We start from the raw sequence: 17,415 nt of genomic DNA, 5'->3' as shown, positions 1-17,415 counted from the left end.
TTGTGTTTCCTCCAACATCTGGTCTTTTTATCCAGTGTATCAGAATTTGCTGACCCCAAGGGACAAACAAAAAAAGTGCTTTTGCCATCCCCGCTGGTGATTTCCCTAGGGAATATCTTCCCATACCGACCCCAGCCATCCAACCTATCAGCCTGGAGATGAGGATATCTTATGCGGCATGATCCTTACCAACCCACCGATAGAATATCTATCCAACAATTTGTGTATTTAATTCCCGTGTTGGGCTTTGTCCCCGCCATCTGGACTTTGTATCGCCATCAGGGTACACCCCAAGAACGCGCTACCTGTCGCTTAGTGGTGACTTTAGCATTTAGCTGGTTGATTGGCAATTTACTTTTGCGCGGTGGTGCTAGTCTTGCGGAAATCCCCGAACTACCTGTGTTGTTCACTAGCAGTGTCCTGACCACAACTTACTTTTTAGTTAACTTTGGCTTAATGGTGCGTCTATGGAAAGATAAACCCCTATGGTTGCCAGCAATCAGTCCTTTTGCCGAAAAGGTTATGCGTCGTTATCTGCGGGATAATCCCCCTAACTCCTGAGTCTCTTAATATTACAGGACCGGTAGATTTTGGTGAGTTGTATATCCTGTTAGCGCTGGCTGATGCTGAAAGAATGGATTATTCTGGCGGCTCTGATTACTCCCCATTGATCTACCCACTACTGATAGCTAACCATTGCTAACCAGGGCGATCGAAGACTACAATTGATGAGTAGTCAATTGATCTCAAAATTTCTCGGAAGTGTCTGTCAACTCTTTGTATATTAAAATTGGTGTGTGAGGAAGCCTGTGTCAAATCATCGAATCAAACGGCAAAAACCACTTAGATCTCAACCTTCTCGACCTATTCTGAAAAAGTTCACCAGGTCTAGCCCCGCCAAATGGCTTGGTATTGGTATGGGTTTAACTGGAGTGGCTATGATTTCGGCAACGGCCGGAGCCTTGCTGGCTGTTTCCTTATCTTCAACTCCCCTCATGCAGGAAAAGTTAACACCTGAACAAGAGGCGGTTTTTTCTAAGGGTGAAATGGCGCGGGTGAATATGCGTTTACCGGAATTAACTCGTCCGGTAAATATTCTGGTTTTGGGTATTAAAGTTTTAACCTCCGATTTAGATGAACCGCCAGAAGAAGACCTGGGATATCATGCGGTGGTAGACTCCTTTAAGGGTCTTTCTGATACCATGCTTCTGTTGCGTTTTGACCCTAATACTAATAAGTTAAAAGTTCTTTCTATTCCTAGGGATACCCGTACTTTTGTCAAGGGACGGGGGATGACTAAAATTAATGATGCTAACTACTATGGTGGTCCGGCACTTAGCGCTAAGTCCGTCAGTGAATTGATGGGCGGTGTCGGTATCGATCGCTACGTTCGCGTTAATGTCTTGGGCGTTGAAAAGCTAATTGATGCCTTGGGAGGAGTCACCGTTTATGTTCCTAAAGATATGAGGTATCAAGATGATAGCCAACATCTTTATATTAATCTGAAAGAGGGTGAACAACATCTTGATGGTGATCGTGCTTTACAGTTTTTGCGGTTCCGATATGACAATTTAGGTGATATTGGTCGGGTACAGCGTCAGCAAATGCTGATCCGCTCTTTTATTAACCAAGTTTTAGATGTGAGTACCATCTCCCGTATACCTCGGTTAGTGTCCATTATTCAATCTCATATTGATACAAATTTGACCTTAGAAGAATTGGTGGCTTTGGTGAATTTTGCCGCCCAGGTGAGTCCCGATGATGTACAAATGCTTATGGTTCCTGGACAGTTTAGTGACCCGAAAGAGTATAGGGCTAGTTATTGGCTAGCAGATTATAGTCGCCTTGATGCCATGGTGACCAAACATTTTGATTTTGGTCATAACCGTTGGAGTTTTGATAATGTTGATCCCAGGGATTTGAGAATTGCTATCCAAGACAGCACTGATGATTCCTATGCCGTTGATGATTTCATGTCTTCTCTCAATAGTAAGGGATATTGGAATCTGAGACTGACAAGACCCTGGAATCAACCACTTGATGTCACCCGTATTATTGCTCAAGATGGCGATGTCAGAGGCGCACGAACTATTCAGGAGGCTTTGGGATTTGGGGAAGTTGTGGTGGAAAGTACCGGTCATCTACAGTCCGATATTACCATTCAGGTAGGATTGGATTGGCTGGAAAAATACGAAGCTAAATTTCAGGAGGAAACTGAGCCACAATTACAGATCGAGGATGATTTCGGCAGCTCCCGACGGCGACTGTCTGGACCCTAAAACCTATGGTAACACCTTTTTGTCCCGGTTCCCTTGCTTCCTGGTCTGTTCAGGGACTATCCTGGAAAGTAGATGAATTTGACAGCGAGATAACCTGATGAGACTTTGGCAAGTTTGGTGGCAGAATCTGGTTTATCTAACCCAATATAATCCGCCTCAATTTATTGAGGTTCTCATGCTACTGTTGGGGATGACACTATTGCTGCTGTGGGCTTTAACAGGACGGTGGCCATATTTGGTCTTGTGTCTTAGTTATGTGATGGGGTCTTCGGCTTCTATGTTAGTTCGAGAGGCGATTTTTCCCTCTAACCGCTTACTGCTTACCCAATTGGTTGCTATCCTATTGTTGGCTCTAGGTTTCTACACTTTGATTGATTTAGTGCTACTGTGAACTGAGATCTGAGTTTTTTCGATTTCCCATGGGCTAGTTATGCTTGCAAAAAATAAACCGTCCCTGCTTGTAACTATAGGTGCGATCGCTGTTTTGGTTGGTGGTGGGGTTGCTGCCTATTTCGCACTCACCGCTAGAAGAACTATTAGAGATGTGCCTTTGGGGGCTAATATTGTTCCCCAAGATGCGCTGTTAGCTGTTTCTGTTTCTACTGCGCCACAAAAATGGCAAACACTTCAACAGTATGGCACTTCACAGTCTCAGGCGGCTTTTGAACAATTGCTAATTCAGTGGCGCGATCGCATTTTTACTGATCAGGGCTATAATTTTGAGCAAGATATTCAGCCCTGGATTGGTAATGAGGTGATGATGGCTTGGTTGCCTGATCCGGCTTTGGTCTCTGGTCAGCCTTCCCCCTCCGGTGATACTCCCCGTCAGTCTCCCATGGCTTCCGCTAGGATCTTATTACTTCCTATCGCTAATCCTCTCCGCGCTCAAGAAATTTTGTCCGCACGAAAGTCTTTAAATCAAGGAGAAATTCTCGAACGTAACTACCGGGGAATTGATATCTTTGAAACTCAAGGACGATTGCAAAATTATTCTATTGCAGTCCTGGGTCGAGAGTTTCTTCTCGTTTCTGATGACCCTCGTGCTACTGATAGGGCGATCGATACTTATCACGGTGATAGTTCCCTCGCTGCTACTCCTGGATATTCCGCAGCCATTCAACAAATTAGAAATTCCCAGGCTTTTGCTCAGGTTTATCTGAATATTCCCGTCGCTGCTTCTTTGGCTTCTATGACGGCGGCGCAGCCTATTCCCCCAGAAAGTTTGGCACAATTGAAACGACACCAGGGCTTTGCTACTACTGCTATTTTAAGAGATAATGGCATTAATTTTCAGGGGGTTTCCTGGTTGCGGCCTAACACTGATAGAAAACTCACTGTTGGGAATTCTACTGATGGAATGCTCAGACGTATCCCAGATACGGCGATTATGACTCTCGGTGGCACCAACCTTAAACAGTTCTGGAGTGATTATAATCAGGGGGCTAATGCTAATCCGATCGCTCCTTTTAATCCACAGGCTTTGGCTGCTACTTTACAAGAGTCTATTGGTATGGAGTTGCAGCGAGATTTCCTTAGCTGGATGGATGGGGAGTTTTCTCTGTCTGTAATTCCCGCTATTTCTAATCCTAACACCCCTCAACGCTTTATGGCTGGTTTGGTGTTTATGGTTAGGGCGAGCGATCGCAATGCGGCGGACAACGCTTTACAACAATTAGATCAAATTCTCAGGGGTCGCGGTTTCCAGGTTGGTGATGCTCAACTTAATGGTCAGCCTGTGGTTCAGTGGACTTCTCCCTATGGCGGCTTTACTGTGCTTCGCGGTTGGTTAGATGGAGATGTCGCTTTTGTCAATTTGGGCGCTCCTGTGGCTAACCAAATTATACCACAACCTCAAACCGCCATTAGTTCCAGTTCTTTATTCCGACAAACTTTCCCCTCTAGTCTTAGTCCTAAACATGGGAATTTTTATATTAATGTTGAACAGGTATTTAATCGCCAAAACCTTTCTTTACCCCCTTTACCCCCTCAACAAGAAGTCTGGGTAAATGCTATTCAATCTATCGGTTTGACTACCGCTGTCATCGATAACCACACCAGCCGTTATGACCTATTTGTTAATCTAAAATCCGCCGCTGTATCTACTGATAATCAGGAGAATTAGATGGTTAGTTGATTAATTGGCGATCGCCTGCTTTTTCATCACTCGCTGCACAGATGCGATCGCTTTATTTAATTCATAACCCCGCCGCTGGGGGTGATTTTGATAAGCCCGTTGTTCCTCCTCTATCATTTTTACATCCTCTGCCACTAAACCATCTAACATTTTTTTCGCACAACCAAATAACCTGTTTTTGATGAATTTACGAAATTTAATCGGGAGTTTATGCAGTCTCCAAAAGGCGTTAAGTGACGTGAAATGGATTAAGTAGGCGCGGGTTTCACTTACACTAATTGGACAGAGTAAACAGTAAATCTTGAAGTCTTCACCGAGAGTAGAATACCAATGGGGATATATATAACTAACCGTCAGCCTTTCCGGGTGGAGTTGTCGCAGCGACCGGAAAAATAGTTGTGATATAGACCAGATTTTGTCTATTTTATAATAGCTTTGTGCTTCATAATAAGCATCAACTTTATTGTCGGTTTCTGTGATATAATCTAATTGCGCCTCCGTCCAGGCTTGCCAGTTTTGGTGTAGGTGTCCGTGGTACATATCCATCAGGTTTTCGACTAAAAAAGAATAGTGCGCCTGGGTGTGAATTGTCGCCACGGTGGCTATGTAGTTCAGGTGTTCCCATTCGGGAATTTCTAGGGGTTCATTATCTGGCTTTTCCTCTCCTATGAATATCCAAATAAATCCATATAATTCTCGCACTGGATAGGTCTTGATTCCGCATTTTGGTGGTTTTTGATTCTCCTGTAAATACGGTACATAAACACAGTCTCCACCACCATTAAACCTCCAGCCGTGATATGTACATTCTATCTCGTCTCCGATCGCTTTTCCGTGACTTAGTTTCACTTGGCGATGGGGACATCTGTCTTCTAAGGCGTTTATTTTCCCCTGAGTGTCTCTGAATAACACAATCGGCTGATTCCACAAAATTACCCCCACCGGGCTACTGGTGACTTCCTGGCTGCTACTAACAACATACCAGCAATGGGGGTTAATCCCTAATTGTCTGATGTCCCTCCTATTTGCGTAACTTGGGGTCATGCGATCGCCTCTATTTCACCAGCTTCCAATTTTAGCCGAATAGGGATAATCCTAAAATACTCAAAGCACAGCGCAATTTTGACACTCACCGATTATCTTAGCATGATACTAACTTGATGTCAACTGTTTTTTTAGGAAAATCCGAAATTTTTAATCGTGGACTATTCCAGATCTTGAGGTCAACCAGGTTGACCATAAATGGAAAATCTCCCTATCAAAGCCTATCGGAAAATCCCCGGTTTAATCACGACTTGATAATCCCTGCTATAAATAGCTGGTAGATTAGTCAGGAATTTGCCAAATTTCCAGGTTGCGATTATGGCTACCACTAACTAAGAGGGGACGTTTGGGAGAAAAGGCGATCGCTTCAATTTTAGAGGAAGGTCCTCGCAAGGTAGCGATCGCTTCTTGATTTTTGAGGTCCCAAAGTTGGACTGTATCATCATCACCACCACTGGCGATAATTCGACCATCAGGACTCACCGCGATAGATTTAATCGCCTGTGAATGTCCGTGTAAGGTAGCCATAACTTCCTTAGTGGTAACGTCCCATAATTTCAGAGTTTTATCACTACTTCCGCTGATGAGAGTTTGACCATCTCGACTAAAGGCGATCGCATTAACTGAGTTATCATGGGATAATAAAGTCGAGATTTCCTCGCGGCGGTTAAGATCCCACAATTTCACCGTATTATCCTGGGAAGCACTAGCCAGCAGTCTACCATTAGGACTAAAAGCCACCGCGCGAATTTCCCGATTATGCCCTCTTAATGTACCAATGAGTTCATTAGTCCCTAAATACCATAAAGTAATAGTATGGTCGTGACTACCGCTGGCGAGAGTTTGACCGTCTCGACTAAAAGCGATCGTCGTAATATCCCTTTCATGTCCTTTCAGCGTGGCGATTTCTTGTTTGCTGTGAAGATCCCACAATTTCACCGTATTGTCGCGACTACCACTGGCGATAACTCGACCATCAGGACTGATAGCAATCGAGTTGATAGCGCCTCCATGTCCCGTTAAAGTAGAAAGATGTTCAAAGGTTTGTAAACTCCATAATCTCACCGTATTATCATCACTACCACTGGCGAGAGTTTTACCATCAGGGGTAATAGCCACAGTTAATACCCTAGCAGTGTGTCCGGTTAAGGTTTGTCCTAACCTCGCTTGATTCCACGCCGACACCGGAGTTATCCAAGACATTAACGTTGGGGGGGTATTTTTTAATAGTATATTTCCACCCGTCCCCAATAACAATAATGCCGCACTAGCGATCGCTATCGTTTTCGCAGGTTTTCGGCGGCGGGATAATCCCATAAATAAAGGATGGGAAATCACTGGGAGAGGATGACTATTAGAGTTGAGGTCTCTTAAAACTTCGGCGGCGTTGGTATAGCGATCGCTTAGGTCTTTCTGAAGTAGGCGATCGATAATTTGTCCTAATTCTGGACTGATAGGAGTTGGTAGATAATTACGCCAGTTTTTTGTCCAGCCATAACCTTCTTCTGTCCATAATTCAAAGGGATGAATTCCCGTGAGTAAATGAAAGCAGGTGACACCCAAACTGTATAGGTCACTGGCGGCGTAGGCTTCTCCCCCACGCATTTGTTCTAAAGCCGCATAACCATCTGAACCTACTCTTGTCCCTAGAGGGTTAACCATCACCGTTTCTGATAGTTGTTTGGATACCCCAAAATCAATTAATACTAAATCACCGATATCTGTGGTTTGGGTAACTACTTTATCTTGAATGATAGTGGGTGCGCTTTGGTTAGGGGTAGGGGTTAAATTATGGCGATCGCTTATCGGTTGAGGAACCCTGCTACGATGGATGATATTTTCCGGTTTAATATCTCGGTGAATCACCTGGCGACTATGGATAAATTCTAAAACCGGAAGCAATTTTAACAGCAGTTGGCGGACTTGTGCTTGATTCCATCTTCCACCCTGTTCTAAAAGTTGCGCCAGGTTTTCTCCTTCTATATATTGTTGGATTAAATATAGACAATTATCTTCTTCAAAATAACCGTAAATTCCCGGAATTTGTGGGTTACCTTCTAGTTGCTGTAATTGTTGCGCCTCCAACTTGAACAAGTCGGCTGCCTTTTGTAGTCCCCAGTTACTTTTTACCTCCGCCACCAGTTGTTTGACTACACACCGACGGTTGAGGTTATCCGTATCCTCAGCTAGATAGGTGCGACTAAACCCTCCTTTTCCTAACGGTTTAAGAATGCGGTAGCGTCCCCGCAGTAGGGAAATTAGGGGGGTATTACAGCTTTGACAATATGTAAGGTTGTCGGGGTTTATCGGTTGCGGACAGTTGGGGTTGATGCAGCAGGTCATAGCGATCGCATTGTGAGTGACAGCATAATATTTATTGTGCCTCAATTTTTCCATTTTGGTGGCACAATATTTTCGCGATCGCAGATGATTTCCATATCTACCAGAGTTTTTAAAAATTCTCCCCACCCAGACAACAGCCGACCTTTATCTCTCTCTCCAACATCTTTCTACCACCAGGGGAGTTGACTGTCATTGTGTCAATCAGGAAACTAGCACAGTTACAGTCACCTGGAATAACGGTCAATAACCAGCAATTCCACTATTTGACAACTGTTATAGGCAATTTCCCTATAGGTCGGTTAGGAAAGTTGCAGTATCGCTTGATTGGATAATTACACAGGCTTCTATTTTGGGTCTAGCAACCATAACAGTTACCACTAGGAGTCTCATGGTCATGGAAATCAACTTCGCTGGATATCTACCTTCCCTAATTGCGATCGCTATCTCTGTTGCTGCCATTTTCGTTTATACCCACACCCAAGAAGAATTAATCAAGCTAGTCTCAGGAGGCATTGCTTTAGTTGCGGTTGTCTCCAGTTTCCTCTTGGCTAATTGGGTGATTCTGACCGGGTTAGTCATTTTGGTGCTTAATGGATTCAAATTTTTTCCCAAAGAAATCATGACAGAATTTTAAAATCTACCATTTACCCCTTGACAATTGCGCCAAAATCTGCTAGTACACGCGCATGATTTCGCAACAACCCTAGTAGGTTGAGACGGTTTCGCTGTACTTTCGGATTAGAGTCCATCACCAAGACGCTATTTTCACCATCAAAGAATTGGGTAACTGTGGGAACAATTGCTGCTAAGGCTGTCACTAATTGTCGATAATTGCGAGTTTCTAATGCGGCTTGAGTGTTGGGTATCAAGTCTTCTAGGGCTTCCATAAATGCTTGTTCTGAATACTTTTCAAACAGAGAAGGGTTAATCACCGCATGGGGTTGAAGTTCCCCCGTGTCGAGGTCGCCTTGTTTAGCGAGACGGGTGGAACGGTTGATAGTTTCATAGATGATGTCTAAAGTACCGTCACCGCGAATTTCTTGTAAAAACAAAGCGCGATCGCGTACATCTAATAAATCTTGTAACGCGCGTTCCTTATATTCTATGTCTTCATCTCCCAACACCGCATTAACCAAATCATAATCAATGGCTTTCTCGTCCTGCAACAAAGTCCGAATGCGCTGTAAAAAGAAATCTTCTAAATGATGAATCAGACCTAACATCGCGTTAGGATGACTATTAACGAAATCCGTCGTTAAATCCTTTAGCAGTTCATGCAAGTTTAAAGGTAGGTCAGCAGACCAGATAATATTCACAACTCCATTAGCCGCCCTTCTCAGAGCAAAGGGATCTGATGAACCTGTGGGAAGCATTCCCAAGCCAAAAATACTAACTAGCGTGTCGAGTTTATCAGCTAGGGCGACCACTTGACTAATGATATTTGTCGGGAGGCGATCACTTGCTCCTTTGGGGAGATAATGTTCAACTATAGCCTTAGCGATCGCTTCAGGTTCGCCGCCAGCTAAAGCATATTTTTCCCCCATGATTCCCTCAAGTTCGGGAAATTCATAAACCATCTGAGAGACTAAATCCGCCTTACATAATAAGGCTGCCCTTTTTATCTGGGCGAGTTCCCCTTCGCTTACTTCTAGCTGTTTACCAATGCGATCGGCATTGGCAATAATTCTATTCACCTTGTCGCGAACTGAACCCAAATCTTCTTGAAACGTGACATTTTCCAAGTCGGGGAGATAGTTTTCTAGGGGTTTCTTTAAATCGGTTTTATAGAAAAATTCTCCATCTGCTAATCTCGCGCGGATTACCCGTTCATTACCCGATGCAATAATTGCAGCTTTGGCTGGATCACCATTAGAAATCGTAATAAAATATGGTTTCAGATTACCGTGGGTATCTAGGACTGGGAAATAGCGCTGATGTGTCACCATTACCATTTTAATCACTTCTGGTGGCAGCACTAAAAAGTCCGCGTCAAAAGTTCCCACTACTGCTGTCGGCCATTCCACTAAGTTAACCACTTCATTCAGTAACTCTTCGGGAATTTCCGCCTCCCCGCCTACGCTGTTCGCTGCTACTTTTACCTGGTTGGCGATCGCTGTTTTTCGGGTCTGCGGATCTACTTCTACAAACGCTTTACCCAGGGTTTCCGCATAGTCCGTCGCTTCCGCAATACTCACTGAGTTCGAGTGTAACACTCGATGACCTTGGCTATGGCGATCGCTGCTAATAGTTTCCGAACCGTTGGGGATACTTAGCGGTAATATCTCCTTATCTAATAGGGCTACTAACCAACGAATCGGACGGGGGAAGCGGATATCTCCATCTCCCCAGCGCATAAATCTTTTACCTTCTAACCGATTAATCCATTGGGGTATTAATTCCGTTAAAATTTCCGACGTTTTCCGTCCGGGAATTTGTTTGAGGACAAACACGAAATCCCCTTTGGGGGTCGGGCGAATTTCGATATCTTCTAAGTTGATATTCTGTTTTTTCGCGAAACCTTCCGCTGCTTTCGTCGGTTTCCCGTCTTTGAAGGCAGCACTGGCGGGGGGACCTTTGATTTCTTCTTCGCGATCAGGTTGCTGTTGTGGCAGTCCCGCTATGACTACAGCCAGTCTTCGCGGTGTGGCGTACACTTTCACCGACTCGCAGGTGAGGTATTGTTCTTTTAGGCTGGCGGGAATCATCGCCTCCCATTGGGCGATCGCGCCTTCGACAAAGGTTGCTGGTAATTCTTCTGTACCGACTTCGAGTAAAAAGCTAGGCATGGGAGACAGTGCAGGTGGTCAGTGTTCGGACAATTTTACATCCTACCACAGTTTCGGTTGGTTTCGGTTCTAACTTCCCCCCCCACCTTTCCCTAAATTGGTGTCGCCGCATTCCCTCTCCGACTCCTGTCAATTTCAGAAGTTCACGACACCATAGGGGTTTCGGGGAGGTTATCCGGTTATAGACACGAGATAGGCATTATCTTTAAAATATCACGCCGAATTTGGTTTTGTCAATTACTGTTAGGAAATATACCGAAAAATCACTCAATTACCCGTAGTATTTCCGATACATTTAAAAACTCTTCCTGGCGTGAGGGTTAACTCGTGAGTTGGGGGAGGTAAATTAGGCGGGTGTGGCTGTAACCTTTTCCGGTAGGGGTATAGAGCGATCGCCTTTCCCCCCCCACCTTTCCCTAAATTGGTGTCGCCGCATTCCCTCTCCGACTCCTGTCAATTTCAGAAGTTCACGACAGAATCATGGTTTCCGGCAGGTTATCCAGTTATAGACACAAGATAGGCATTATCTTTAAAATATCACGCCGAATTTGGTTTTGTCAATTACTGTTAGGAAATAGACCACAAAATCACTCAATTACCCGTAGTATTTCCGATACATTTAAAAACTCTTCCTGGCGTGAGGGTTAACTCGTGAGTTGGGGGAGGTAAATTAGACGGGTGGTGGCTGTAACCTTTTCCGGGAGGGGTATAGAGCTATGTCGCCCTTTTTCCCCCCACCTTTCCCTAAATTGGGGGTGTCGCCGCATTCCCTCTCCGACTCCTGTCAATTTCAGAAGTTCACGACAGAATCATGGTTTCCGGCAGGTTATCCAGTTATAGACACAAGATAGGCATTATCTTTAAAATATCACGCCGAATTTGGTTTTGTCAATTACTGTTAGGAAATATACCGAAAAATCACTCAATTACCCGTAGTATTTCCGATACATTTAAAAACTCTTCCTGGCGTGAGGGTTAACTCGTGAGTTGGGGGAGGTAAATTAGACGGGTGTGGCTGTAACCTTTTCCGGTAGGGGTATAGAGCGATCGCTTTTCCCCCCCCACCTTTCCCTAAATTGGTGTCGCCGCATTCCCTCTCCGACTCCTGTCAATTTCAGAAGTTCACGACAGAATCATGGTTTCCGGCAGGTTATCCAGTTATAGACACAAGATAGGCATTATCTTTAAAATATCACGCCGAATTTGGTTTTGTCAATTACTGTTAGGAAATAGACCACAAAATCACTCAATTACCCGTAGTATTTCCGATACATTTAAAAACTCTTCCTGGCGTGAGGGTTAACTCGTGAGTTGGGGGAGGTAAATTAGACGGGTGTGGCTGTAACCTTTTCCGGTAGGGGTATAGAGCGATCGCCTTTCCCCCCCCACCTTTCCCTAAATTGGTGTCGCCGCATTCCCTCTCCGACTCCTGTCAATTTCAGAAGTTCACGACACCATAGGGGTTTCGGGGAGGTTATCCGGTTATAGACACGAGATAGGCATTATCCTTAAAATATCACGCCGAATTTGGTTTTGTCAATTACTGTTAGGAAATAGACCACAAAATCACTCAATTACCCGTAGTATTTCCGATACATTTAAAAACTCTTCCTGGCGTGAGGGTTAACTCGTGAGTTGGGGGAGGTAAATTAGACGGGTGTGGCTGTAACCTTTTCCGGTAGGGGTATAGAGCGATCGCCTTTTCACCCCCACCTTTCCCTAAATTGGTGTCGCCGCATTCCCTCGCAGACTCCTGTCAATTTCAGAAGTTCACGACAGAATCATGGTTTCCGGCAGGTTATCCAGTTATAGACACAAGATAGGCATTATCTTTAAAATATCACGCCGAATTTGGTTTTGTCAATTACTGTTAGGAAATATACCGAAAAATCACTCAATTACCCGTAGTATTTCCGATACATTTAAAAACTCTTCCTGGCGTGAGGGTTAACTCGTGAGTTGGGGGAGGTAAATTAGACGGGTGTGGCTGTAACCTTTTCCGGTAGGGGTATAGAGCGATCGCCTTTTCACCCCCACCTTTCCCTAAACTCGTGTCGCCGCACTCCCTCGCAGACTCCTGTCAATTCCAGAAGTTCACGACAGAATCATGGTTTCCGGCAGGTTGTCTGGCTATAGACACAGGATAACCATTATCCTTAAAATATCACGCCGAATTTGGTTTTGTCAATTACTGTTAGGAAATAGACCACAAAATCACTCAATTACCCGTAGTATTTCCGATACATTTAAAAACTCTTCCTGGCGTGAGGGTTAACTCGTGAGTTGGGGGAGGTAAATTAGACGGGTGTGGCTGTAACCTTTTCCGGTAGGGGTATAGAGCGATCGCCTTTCCCCCCCCACCTTTCCCTAAATTGGTGTCGCCGCATTCCCTCTCCGACTCCTGTCAATTTCAGAAGTTCACGACAGAATCATGGTTTCCGGCAGGTTATCCAGTTATAGACACAAGATAGGCATTATCTTTAAAATATCACGCCGAATTTGGTTTTGTCAATTACTGTTAGGAAATAGACCACAAAATCACTCAATTACCCGTAGTATTTCCGATACATTTAAAAACTCTTCCTGGCGTGAGGGTTAACTCGTGAGTTGGGGGAGGTAAATTAGACGGGTGTGGCTGTAACCTTTTCCGGTAGGGGTATAGAGCGATCGCCTTTCCCCCCCCACCTTTCCCTAAATTGGTGTCGCCGCATTCCCTCTCCGACTCCTGTCAATTTCAGAAGTTCACGACAGAATCATGGTTTCCGGCAGGTTATCCAGTTATAGACACAAGATAGGCATTATCTTTAAAATATCACGCCGAATTTGGTTTTGTCAATTACTGTTAGGAAATAGACCACAAAATCACTCAATTACCCGTAGTATTTCCGATACATTTAAAAACTCTTCCTGGCGTGAGGGTTAACTCGTGAGTTGGGGGAGGTAAATTAGACGGGTGTGGCTGTAACCTTTTCCGGTAGGGGTATAGAGCGATCGCCTTTTCACCCCCACCTTTCCCTAAACTCGTGTCGCCGCACTCCCTCGCAGACTCCTGTCAATTCCAGAAGTTCACGACAGAATCATGGTTTCCGGCAGGTTGTCTGGCTATAGACACAGGATAACCATTATCCTTAAAATATCACGCCGAATTTGGTTTTGTCAATTACTGTTAGGAAATAGACCACAAAATCACTCAATTACCCGTAGTATTTCCGATACATTTAAAAACTCTTCCTGGCGTGAGGGTTAACTCGTGAGTTGGGGGAGGTAAATTAGACGGGTGTGGCTGTAACCTTTTCCGGTAGGGGTATAGAGCGATCGCCTTTCCCCCCCCACCTTTCCCTAAATTGGTGTCGCCGCATTCCCTCTCCGACTCCTGTCAATTTCAGAAGTTCACGACAGAATCATGGTTTCCGGCAGGTTATCCAGTTATAGACACAAGATAGGCATTATCTTTAAAATATCACGCCGAATTTGGTTTTGTCAATTACTGTTAGGAAATAGACCACAAAATCACTCAATTACCCGTAGTATTTCCGATACATTTAAAAACTCTTCCTGGCGTGAGGGTTAACTCGTGAGTTGGGGGAGGTAAATTAGACGGGTGTGGCTGTAACCTTTTCCGGTAGGGGTATAGAGCGATCGCCTTTCCCCCCCCACCTTTCCCTAAATTGGTGTCGCCGCATTCCCTCTCCGACTCCTGTCAATTTCAGAAGTTCACGACAGAATCATGGTTTCCGGCAGGTTATCCAGTTATAGACACAAGATAGGCATTATCTTTAAAATATCACGCCGAATTTGGTTTTGTCAATTACTGTTAGGAAATAGACCACAAAATCACTCAATTACCCGTAGTATTTCCGATACATTTAAAAACTCTTCCTGGCGTGAGGGTTAACTCGTGAGTTGGGGGAGGTAAATTAGACGGGTGTGGCTGTAACCTTTTCCGGTAGGGGTATAGAGCGATCGCCTTTCCCCCCCACCTTTCCCTAAATTGGTGTCGCCGCATTCCCTCCTCCGACTCCTGTCAATTTCAGAAGTTCACGACACCATAGGGGTTTCGGGGAGGTTATCCGGTTATAGACACGAGATAGGCATTATCCTTAAAATATCACGCCGAATTTGGTTTTGTCAATTACTGTTAGGAAATAGACCACAAAATCACTCAATTACCCGTAGTATTTCCGATACATTTAAAAACTCTTCCTGGCGTGAGGGTTAACTCGTGAGTTGGGGGAGGTAAATTAGACGGGTGTGGCTGTAACCTTTTCCGGTAGGGGTATAGAGCGATCGCCTTTCCCCCCCCACCTTTCCCTAAATTGGTGTCGCCGCATTCCCTCTCCGACTCCTGTCAATTTCAGAAGTTCACGACAGAATCATGGTTTCCGGCAGGTTATCCAGTTATAGACACAAGATAGGCATTATCTTTAAAATATCACGCCGAATTTGGTTTTGTCAATTACTGTTAGGAAATATACCGAAAAATGGCTGAATTGTTGAGAAGATTTAAACATGATTTTGACCATTAACGAACATATCAAGAGAGAGATTTAGCAACCATTAACTAAGTTTAGGGAAATGAACGACAATAGTCGCAACATCTGAATGAGCGCGAACAATTGTTTCTGGTTCTACCAAGCCGCTTCTAGAGAATCCGAAAGCCTGATTCTCATGACTGCCGGGAGTTAATAATAACAAATCATTAGTTTTGAGCATTCGGGAAACTTTCATAATAAAATTCCCTTGTATTTGTTGAACTGGGGTATCTTTACTTAGACCGAAGGATGAAAGATTTAAATCCACGGTCAGATAATCAGTCACCAATACCAATAAGTGTAATTTCGCTTTAATTTCTTCAGCGATCGCTTTAGTTATTTCCAGAGTTTGTTTAAATTCCCAAGAGGAAATTTCCCCTTGATTGAATACCATAAATACCCTCTCCGTATTTTCCAGAGGCTGAGGGAAGCGAGTAATCAAAACTGGCACAGGTGAACGCCTGATAATCTGATCAATTACGCTACCAAAGAAATTCTCTTGATAGGTTGAATACCCCTTCCAACCGCAAATAATCAGCGTCGCGTTGCGTTCGGTGGCACTACGAACAATTCCCCTGGATATAGCTGCATCAATTCTAGCAATAGACTCAACCTTAACCGTTGCGGCGTGAGCTATCTGTTCAGCCACAGACAATAAACGGCTTTGTTTAGTTTTAGCCGAGGAAGAAATATTACCGTTTTTGTCAGAAATCACATTAAGAGGTAATAGAGTACCTTTAGATTTTTTGACCAGCAAAATCGCCAATTGTAATAGGTTATCTTCTGTGCTAGGGTTAGCGACCGGAACTAATACCCTTTCCGACCAATTGCGCTGATTGTCGCCGTCTAATTTTTCGGCTGGTTTGACTAATTTACCCCAACGATTGACTATCCAGGGAGAAGCGATACAACTAAATAAAATCATGGCAATAACACCATTAACAGTTAACTCATCTACTAATTCAATATTAAAAGCTACCGTAATCGCCGCCAGAGTCGAAGCAGCTTGAGCTACAGACAGACCAAAGCAAACCATTTTCTCTGGAAACGGCCAGCCAAAAACTTTGCCGGAAGTCCAAGCGGCTGCATACTTGCTGATAAATTCTGCCACAATCATGACTACTGCGACTAAAAGAGAGCGAGGTTCTTTGATTAAAATTAGAGGGTCAATTAACATCCCTACAGAGATGAGAAAGAAGGGAATAAATAGGGTATTGCCAATAAACTGAATCCTGTTCATTAATGGACTCAAGTTAGGGATAATAGGAGTCAGAGCAATACCAGCCAAGAAAGCGCCAATAATGGGTTCAATTTCGATGAGTTGCGCTACATAGGAAGCTACTAATAATGTGGCGACAACAAAGGTAAATTCTGCGCCTTCGTCATGACCAAATTTTCGGAAAAACCAGCGACCAATTTTGGGAACTCCCCAGAGAGATGCGAAGGTATAAATGGTTAAAGCCGGAATTAAAAATAGCCAAAATTCTAGGGTTAAATCGCCGCGATGGGCTTTGACGACAACTGCTAAAACTAATAAGGCTAACACATTGGTAATTAAGGTTCCTCCTAGGGTGGCGGTTACGGAGGAAGCACGCATAATTCCCAGACGGTTTAAGATGGGTAAAGCTAGGAGAGTATGGGAAGCAAAACAAGAGGCTACTAAGATGGCAGCTAATACACTGTAACCCAGAGCCATCATGGCTATAGTTCCCAGTATCATCGGTAATAAAAAGGTGAGTAAACCGAAGCAAAAGGCTGACTTGGCATTTAGTTTGAGGTCGTCTAAGCTGGTTTCTAAGCCTGCTAGAAACATCAAGAATAACAATCCCACAGTCCCCAATAAAACTATGGTATTATCTCTGGCAAGTAACCCTATGCCATGGGGACCAATAATAACTCCGGCTAAGATTAATCCGACAATACCAGGTAGTTTTATGCGTTCAAATACTAGGGGAGCAATGAGCATCATCCCCATAATAATTAAGAAAACCGCTACGGGGTCCTGAATGGGTTGTGATAAAATTTGCGCGAGGGGAGTGGTCAGATTAATCATGGAAAACCCATCTACGTCTGTATTGATTAAGTATCCCAAAGTATCCATGAGTTAGTTCCCGGTAGAATTGCTTAGACTTATATAAAGGGAGAAAGATGCCAAGCCTCAGCCTGTCTCGCCGATCGCCCTAAAAGAGGGATTATAAAAGGTCCGTTACATAGACTATAGACTTATAGCATAATCTTGGGATTCTGACAATCCTATTTTTAGGGAAAGTAGTTAATCGAGAGGTGGTTAACTAAAT

General features: G+C 44.1%; 10 protein-coding genes. 5 read left to right on the top strand and 5 right to left on the bottom strand.

Annotated features, from left to right (window positions below; genetic code table 11):
- The first annotated feature begins 171 nt into the window (after positions 1-171).
- The 4 genes from HFV01_RS10865 (at position 172) to HFV01_RS10850 (ending at position 4,401) form a co-directional block, all read left to right on the top strand.
- A complete protein-coding gene (locus HFV01_RS10865) occupies positions 172-561 on the top strand; it encodes a hypothetical protein (protein WP_006625163.1) in 390 nt (129 codons plus the stop codon).
- A gap of 248 nt (positions 562-809) precedes the next feature.
- Positions 810-2,279 (top strand): LCP family protein, encoded by a 1,470-nt coding sequence (locus tag HFV01_RS10860; protein ID WP_434475090.1) that lies wholly within the window; start codon positions 810-812, stop codon positions 2,277-2,279.
- A gap of 97 nt (positions 2,280-2,376) precedes the next feature.
- Positions 2,377-2,670, top strand: a complete 294-nt coding sequence (locus HFV01_RS10855; protein WP_006625161.1) for a hypothetical protein — start codon at positions 2,377-2,379, stop codon at positions 2,668-2,670.
- A gap of 39 nt (positions 2,671-2,709) precedes the next feature.
- Positions 2,710-4,401, top strand: a complete 1,692-nt coding sequence (locus HFV01_RS10850) for a DUF3352 domain-containing protein (RefSeq protein WP_193521078.1) — start codon at positions 2,710-2,712, stop codon at positions 4,399-4,401.
- A 12-nt stretch (positions 4,402-4,413) separates the two neighbouring features.
- On the opposite strand, the gene HFV01_RS10845 is transcribed toward HFV01_RS10850, so the two are convergent.
- Together HFV01_RS10845 and HFV01_RS10840 are read right to left on the bottom strand one after the other, a co-directional pair.
- Positions 4,414-5,457, bottom strand: a complete 1,044-nt coding sequence (locus HFV01_RS10845; protein WP_006625159.1) for an aromatic ring-hydroxylating dioxygenase subunit alpha — start codon at positions 5,455-5,457, stop codon at positions 4,414-4,416.
- A gap of 282 nt (positions 5,458-5,739) precedes the next feature.
- The gene (locus tag HFV01_RS10840) at positions 5,740-7,926 is read right to left on the bottom strand and encodes a protein kinase domain-containing protein (protein WP_315690209.1); all 2,187 of its coding nucleotides are present in this window, start codon (positions 7,924-7,926) and stop codon (positions 5,740-5,742) included.
- Positions 7,927-8,194: 268 nt separating this feature from the next.
- Here HFV01_RS10840 and HFV01_RS10835 point away from each other — a divergent pair, with 268 nt between their 5' ends.
- Complete coding sequence (locus HFV01_RS10835) at positions 8,195-8,434, top strand: hypothetical protein (protein WP_006625155.1); 240 nt, start codon at positions 8,195-8,197, stop codon at positions 8,432-8,434.
- A gap of 10 nt (positions 8,435-8,444) precedes the next feature.
- Here the strand turns inward: HFV01_RS10835 and glyS are convergent, their stop codons facing one another.
- The 3 genes from glyS to HFV01_RS10820 all read right to left on the bottom strand — a co-directional run bounded on the left by glyS (position 8,445) and on the right by HFV01_RS10820 (position 17,219).
- On the bottom strand, positions 8,445-10,586 hold the full coding sequence (gene glyS, locus HFV01_RS10830; protein WP_008051471.1) for a glycine--tRNA ligase subunit beta: 2,142 nt from the start codon (positions 10,584-10,586) through the stop codon (positions 8,445-8,447).
- A gap of 3,838 nt (positions 10,587-14,424) precedes the next feature.
- Entirely contained in the window at positions 14,425-14,592 is a 168-nt protein-coding gene (locus HFV01_RS10825; RefSeq protein ID WP_193521077.1) for a hypothetical protein, read from the bottom strand.
- A gap of 551 nt (positions 14,593-15,143) precedes the next feature.
- Positions 15,144-17,219: a cation:proton antiporter domain-containing protein gene (locus tag HFV01_RS10820; RefSeq protein ID WP_006668815.1), complete on the bottom strand. Its 2,076-nt coding sequence runs from the start codon at positions 17,217-17,219 to the stop codon at positions 15,144-15,146.
- Between the last annotated feature and the right edge of the window lie 196 nt (positions 17,220-17,415).

The organism is Limnospira fusiformis SAG 85.79 (assembly GCF_012516315.1).
Lineage (GTDB): Bacteria > Cyanobacteriota > Cyanobacteriia > Cyanobacteriales > Microcoleaceae > Limnospira > Limnospira fusiformis.
This window is presented reverse-complemented; position numbering and strand designations above follow the sequence as displayed.